At 73.6% G+C, this 6398-nt stretch carries 6 protein-coding genes and 1 pseudogene; 1 reads left to right on the top strand and 6 read right to left on the bottom strand.

The window, feature by feature from the left end; translation table 11 throughout:
• From VN520_RS20775 to VN520_RS20765, 3 genes are all read right to left on the bottom strand, one after another.
• On the bottom strand, window positions 1-917 hold a 917-nt coding region (locus VN520_RS20775), incomplete at its 3' end, for a serine/threonine-protein kinase (protein WP_325748438.1).
• A 56-nt stretch (window positions 918-973) separates the two neighbouring features.
• A complete protein-coding gene (locus VN520_RS20770; RefSeq protein WP_325748436.1) occupies window positions 974-1645 on the bottom strand; it encodes a hypothetical protein in 672 nt (223 codons plus the stop codon).
• Window positions 1646-1743: 98 nt separating this feature from the next.
• A complete protein-coding gene (locus tag VN520_RS20765; protein WP_325748435.1) occupies window positions 1744-3852 on the bottom strand; it encodes an N-6 DNA methylase in 2109 nt (702 codons plus the stop codon).
• Between the two features lie 196 nt (window positions 3853-4048).
• Here VN520_RS20765 and VN520_RS20760 point away from each other — a divergent pair, with 196 nt between their 5' ends.
• Window positions 4049-4864 (top strand): DUF4352 domain-containing protein, encoded by an 816-nt coding sequence (locus VN520_RS20760; protein WP_325748434.1) that lies wholly within the window; start codon window positions 4049-4051, stop codon window positions 4862-4864.
• A gap of 99 nt (window positions 4865-4963) precedes the next feature.
• Here the strand turns inward: VN520_RS20760 and VN520_RS20755 are convergent.
• The 3 genes and pseudogenes from VN520_RS20755 to VN520_RS20745 all read right to left on the bottom strand — a co-directional run.
• A pseudogene (locus VN520_RS20755) lies at window positions 4964-5125 on the bottom strand (N-acetyltransferase); the annotation flags it as partial.
• A 14-nt stretch (window positions 5126-5139) separates the two neighbouring features.
• Window positions 5140-5433, bottom strand: coding sequence for a hypothetical protein (locus tag VN520_RS20750; protein ID WP_325748433.1), 294 nt, complete (start codon window positions 5431-5433; stop codon window positions 5140-5142).
• A gap of 64 nt (window positions 5434-5497) precedes the next feature.
• Window positions 5498-6241 (bottom strand): HNH endonuclease family protein, encoded by a 744-nt coding sequence (locus tag VN520_RS20745; protein WP_414719897.1) that lies wholly within the window; start codon window positions 6239-6241, stop codon window positions 5498-5500.
• Window positions 6242-6398 lie beyond the last annotated feature (157 nt).

The raw sequence follows: 6398 nt of genomic DNA, 5'->3' as shown, positions 1-6398 counted from the left end.
GGCTGGTGCGGTGCGGCGGGTGCCTGCTGGGCGGGGACGGGCGCCGGCGCCGAAGTGGCCGCGCGGTCGGGCCAGGGTGCGTGCGGGCGGAGGAAGGGACGGGTCGGGTCGAGGGGCCCGGACGGGGCGCCGCCGGCGGGCAGCAGGGGCCGCAGGGATTCGTAGACCTCCTGGGCGGAGGCGGGGCGGTGCCGCGGGTCCTTGGAGAGCAGCCGCAGGACGAGTGCTTCGAGTGCCCCGGGGACCTCCGGCCTGAGGTGGCGGACCGGGAGGGGCGGTTCGTAGAGGTGGCGGTGCAGGACACCGAAGGCGGTGGACCCGGCGAACGGGACGTCGCCGCTGAGGAGTTCGTGCAGGAGCACCCCGAGCGCGTACAGGTCGGTGTAGGGGCCGACGGCGCCGCCCATCGCCTGCTCGGGGGCCATGTAGGCGGGGGACCCGATCGGCGAGCCCGTGCGCGTCAGACGTGTGGTGTCGGTGTCCATGACGGAGGCGATGCCCAGGTCGAGCACCGTGAGGGTTCCGTCGGGCTTGACCATCGCGTTGCGCGGCTTGAGGTCGCGGTGGACGATCGGGACGGCGTGCACGGCGGACAGCACCGCGCACAGCTGTGCGGCGACCGCCACGGCCCAGGGCCAGGGATAGGGGTCGTGCTCGGCGAGGTGGTCGGCGAGGTCGGCGCCCTCGACGTACTGCATGACGAGGTAGAGGTCGTCGCCGTCGCTGCCCGCGTCATGGACGGTGACCAGGCCGGGGTGGTCGACCTGTGCGGTGACCCGGCACTCACGGACGAATCTGCGGCGCAGATCGTCGGCGGCCTCGCTGCCGGAGGGGCCCGCGACCCGGTCGGGGCGCAGGAGCTTCACCGCGACCCTGCGGTCGAGGCGCTGGTCGTACGCCGTCCAGACCTGGCCCATGCCGCCCTGGCCGAGAATGGTCGCCAGCTCGTAACGCCCGGCGATGACACGCCCGTTCACCGGCCGCCGCCCTCCTTGCGGAGGTAGTCGCTCAGCTCGTCGAGCTCGGCCCGCACCTGGTCGAGGCGCTGCGGGGCGGCAGCCCTCGGGGCGTCGGCCGGCGGGGCGGGGACGGGTGACGCCGCAACGGGCGGGGCGGGGACGGGCGGCGGCGTGGGCGCCGGACTCCGCTGCGGGGCGGGCGGGTAGCCGTAGGAAGGTGCGGGTGGCGCGGTCACGGTCTGCCTCGGCGCGTATCCACCGGAGGGGAACGAGGGCGCGCCCGGGTGCTGGGCACCGTACGGGCCGGGGCGAAGACCTCCCTGCGCACCGCCGTACGGACCGAAGTGCCGTATCTCCGCGTAGAGGTAGTACGTGACCGTGCCGACGAAGACGACCAGCATCCAGGAGAAGGTGACGGCCGCCTGCCCGTCCGTCAGCACGTCGTCCTCCACCGGCAACGACCCGAGGTACACGACGAGTCCGGCGTTCAGCACCAGGACGAGGCCGAACAGCCACCAGTCGCGCTGCCTGCGGGTCACGGTCGCCAGCCGCAGCATCGCCGCCCAGGCGAGGAATCCACAGCTCAGCAGGGCCAGCGCCACGAACACCACGCGCAGCGTGACCAGCGTGGCCGAGGAGGGACTGCGCTTCGGCTGCTGCTCCGGCGGATAGCCGTAGCCGTGCATGTGCTGCTCCCGGAGGCGTGGATCGGACGTGTGGCAGTGAGCGTATACACCGACACGGACAACCGGCCCCGGGTTGTGCACAACCGCTGTGCTTCACGTCACTCCGGAGCGACCGAACCGTCCGTGAGCCCGTCGTACATCCCCTGCACCAGCTGTCCGCCGAGCCGCCCCGCCTCGCGCAGGGCGTCCTCGAACGCGGCGAGGGCCCTGAACTGATCCCCGTACGTCCGCTGTTCGGCCAGCGGCAGGCGCGGCACCTGGAGGCGGCGGGCATCGAGCCGGGTCGCGGTGGAGGCGTAGCTGCTGGCCTGCCGGCTGTTGGCGGTGCCGCGCAGGAAGCCCGCGAGGAACCAGGGGTCCAGGGCGGCCGGGTCGGGGCGCAGCAGCTGGAGGTTGCGGCCGAGCGCGGCACCGGCGGTGCTGTCGTCGACGACCCTGGCGACCGAGGTGCCGCCGAGCACGGGCACGATGACGTCGCCCGGTTCCAGGAGGAGCGGGTCGTCCTCGGGTGCTCCGGCCGGTACGGAGGGCGTGCCGCTGGGGGCCGTGCCGGCGAGGACGTCGTGCTCGGTGAGGACCGGCGCCGTGCTGCCGCCCGTGCCGGAAGCGGTCCGCAGGTGCAGGGCGCCCGCGCGGGCCAGTTCACCGACCGTGGTCAGTGGCCGCCTGGCGGATGCGCAGGGGGCGGCCGGCGGCGGTGTGAGCCGGGCGGTCAGTTTCAGGGTCTCCTCCAGCCGCTCCCGCACGCGGACCAGCCCGGCCGCGCCGCCGCCGCCGGCCGGGGGCGGCAGGTGGCGGGCGGGGGCCAGGTCCACGTCGTCGTCGAGGAGTTCGATGACGGGGACGGCCCGGCTGGTCCCGGGGCGCTCCTCGACCGGTTCGCGGCGGCCCGGCACGTCGAAGGGGGTCCACGCGTCGAGCACGGCGCCACGCACCGCCGGCCAGTCCAGCCGGTCGCGGCCGGAGGGGGCGCCGGCGGTCTCGGGTTCCGCCGTGTCGACGACGAGGAGTTCGGGCGCCGGGGGCTGCCCGCCACCCGGCTTGCGGAGAACCCAGATGTGGAGCGGGATGCCGTACGGGGGTGCGGCGCCGGCCGGGAGCGCGATGACGGCGCGCAGGGCACCGCGGCGGAGCAGGTCGGCGCGGATCCGGCGTCCCGATCTGCGGGAGGCGGCTGCCGGGGGCATGAGGAGCACGGCGGTCCCGCCGTCGCGGAGGTGTGCGAGGGCGTGCTGGACCCAGGCGAGCTCGGACTCGGTGCGGGCGGGGAAGCCGTACTCCCAGCGCGGGTCGTAGGCCAGGTCCTCGTGGCCCCAGTTGCGCTCGTTGAACGGCGGGTGGCAGAGCACCGCGTCGGCGGTGAGCCCGGGGAACGCGTCGGCGCGCAGGGTGTCCCCGGCCCGGACCGCGAGCGTGGGCCCGCCGGCCCCGCCGCCGGGGGAGTGCAGGGCGAGGCGGAGCGCGGTGAGGGCCGCGAGGTCGGGTTCGGCCTCCTGCGCGTGGAGGGCCGTGGGCCCTTCGACGGCGCACAGCAGGGCGCCGGTTCCGGCAGCGGGGTCGAGGACCGTGCGCGAGCCCCGTGTGCCGTTCTGCCGGACGGCGCCCCTGGCGGGCTGTGCGAGGTCGGCCATCAGCCCGGCGAGGCCGGGGGGCGTGAGCGTGTACTGGCGCGGGTTGGCGTCCAGCTGACGGCCGAAGAGGAAGTCGAATGCCTGCCGGGCGCCGGTCTCCGCGGCCAGTTCGGCCGCGGCGCGGAGCAGGGGGACGGACGGCAGGAGGGCGGAGGCGGTGGGAGTGGGGACCGCCCGTTCCGTTCCGAAGCGGTCCGCCAGCACGTGGTCGACGGCGCCCGGCAGCACGCCTGCCATCCGGGCGTCCGAGACGGCGGTGATCTCCAGCCAGGCGGTGGGCCTGTCCCGGACGAGCAGAAGGGCGCACCCCGCGTGGACCAGTGCGGTCACGGCGCCCTGGGGGTGGCCTGCCACCTGCTGCCAGACCCGTTCACGCAGGGGGACCTCGGCGAGCTTGCCCTGGTCGCGCAGCCACTGCTCGACCTCGGGGAGCGCGAAGGAGGGGCTGGCCTCGGTGCCCCCGACGGGTTTCGGGAAGTCGGCGTGCCGGCGGCGCCAGTTGCTGACGGCCGCGCGGCCCACGCCCGCGAGCCTGGCGATTCCGGCCGCGGTCACCTCTGTCGAGTTATCCGGCACTGGCCTGTCTCCCGTTCCGCGCACGTCGGTGTCACCTCGTGTGTGTGGGTGAGCATACCGACTCCGTCCAGCATTCGGTTCACACGAATTTCAGTGTTGACTCGGTTCACAGTGAATGGTCTTATTGACCCGTCGCTCACCGGTGCACCGCATCGGTCCGCTCACAGTCCACGTTCTTCACCGGAAGGGCACAGCCATGTCCCAGTACACGCAGCCGCACCAGCCCCAGCAGCCGTACGCCCCCGAGCAGACCCCGGGCACCCGTCCCGCCCGCAACGGCCTGGGCATCTCCGCTCTCGTCCTCGGCATCATCGGGACGGTCTCCGGACTGATCCCGCTGTTCTTCTGGCTCGCGGGCATCCTCGGCCTCATCGCTCTGATCCTGGGCCTGGCCGGACGGGGCCGCGCCAAGCGCGGCGAGGCCACGAACAAGGGCGTGACGACGTTCGGCGCGGTCCTCGGCCTGGTCGCGCTGATCCTGTCGGTCGTCGGAGCCGTCCTGACGTTCAAGGCCGTGGACGACGTGGTGAAGGACATCGACAAGGCGGTCGCGGACAGCTCGGCCCCCGCGAAGCCGGCCGTCGGCGGCGGGACGGCCGGCGGCGCCGAGGGCAAGGGTGACGACATCCTGAGAGCGGGTGACTCCGCCGTGTACGACGACGGCCTGGAGATCACGGTGAACGCCCCGGCCCCCTACACCGCCGACGAGTTCGCGGTCGGCCACACCAAGGGCAACAGCGCCTACACGGTCTCGGTCGTCATCGAGAACAAGGGCAAGGAGAAGTTCGACGCGACGCTCGTCGGCGTCGACGCCCGGGCCGGTCAGGACGGTGTGAACGCCGAGCAGATCTTCGACGGCACGATCGGTGAAGGCTTCACCGGCACCGTCCTGCCGGGCAGGAAGATCACGGCGAAGTACGCCTTCGACGCCCCCGCCGACGCCAGGAACCTGACCGTCGAGGTCAGCCCCGGCTTCGAATGGGACGCGAGCCAGTGGGACCTCGGCCTCTGACCCACGGGCCGGTTCCCGAGGTCCGCCCCCTGGGCCGGCCGCCTCCCTCCCGGGGGGGCGGGCCGGCTCCGAGGCGTCAGGCGGTCCGGCCACGAGGCGTCAGGCGGTCCGGTGCCGCACCCACACGTTCGGCTCGACGTAGACGGCGTACCCGTGGGCGAGCGAACAGTGCACCGGCACCAGGGCGCCCGGCACCTCCACGGCCCCCTCCGTGTCGAACGGCAGCCCGGTCCAGGCCCGCCACTGCTCCAGGGTCCCGGCAGGCCGGTTCCGGTTCACACGGAGCCGGCGACGAGCACCCCCGTAGGGGCGAGGGTGAGCAGCGCGCCGGCCGTCCAGTACACGTGCGGCGCCAGCGCGGTCCTGCGCTGCACCCGGTCGTTGACGAGCCACCAGATCATGCCGAACACCGCGACCACAGGCACGACGATCACCAGCCACAGCGTCATGCCGTCGTTCTCGGTCGGTTCACGGGAGGTCCAGCCGGCGTCCGCGAGCGGCCCGTTCGACAGGTAGTACCAGATCAGCCAGACCGGCACGACGCCCGGCACCCCGAGCAGCACGTTCATCCCCGCGGCTGTCAGCCGCCACTTCCACATGGCCCCAGTATTCACACCGGTGGTACGACTGGCGTCAGCGCGCGGGCGCTTCGGTCGGGCTGCTCCCGGCGGGCAGCTTCTGCTGCGGGCAACCGGACAGCACCTCGGTCATCGCGGCCTTCTCGGCCGCCGTCACCCACAGCCCGTACTTCACCTTCACCGCCACCTGTCCCGCCACATACGTACAGCGGTACGCCTTGTTGGGCGGAAGCCAGGTCGCGGTGTCCCCGTCCCCCTTGCGGCGGTTGGTGGACGAATCGGCTGCCACCAGGTTGAGCTCGTCGTTGGCGAAGGCCCGCCGTTTGCCGGCGCTCCACTGCTGAGCCCCCTTCTGCCACGCGTCGGACAGGGCGACCAGGTGGTCTATGTCCACCTTGCTGCGACCCCGCACGAACGCGATGCGGGTACCGGTGTACGGATCGGGGTCGAGGACCCCGCTGAGCACCTTGCAGCCGTCCGCGTCCCGCGCGACACCGGACAGCTGCTCCGCCAGTACGTCGTCCCGGGTTCCGCACCCGTTGCGGTCGGTGTCCGCCCAGGCGGACCCGAACTCGTCCCGGTCGTACCCCGTCCTCGGCGCCCGGCCCTTCACCGTGAGCGTCTCCACCGCCTGGAGCGCCGTACCGCCTGCGGCCGGGGTGGCGGGTGTCACCGAAGGGCCCGGCGGACCGGTCAGGGCGTCGCAGCCGGTCAGGGCGAGCGATCCGGCCAGGGCCAGCGCCGGCAACGGGGCCAGGCGGTAACGGTGCGGGCGGCGTTCGGAAGTCGGAGGCGTCACAGCGGTCAGCGTAGGCGCCCGGCACAAGACCCCGGCGGCAGCCACTCCCCCGGACGGCTCCGGGCGTGGAGCCGTCCGGCCCCGTCAGACCTTCCCGATACCCAGCGTCGTCTCCGAGGGCAGGAGCCCGGAGCCGATCGCCTCCACCCACAGCGGG

Source organism: Streptomyces sp. (genome assembly GCF_035563135.1).
In the GTDB taxonomy this organism is placed as follows: Bacteria; Actinomycetota; Actinomycetes; order Streptomycetales; family Streptomycetaceae; genus Streptomyces.
This window is presented reverse-complemented; position numbering and strand designations above follow the sequence as displayed.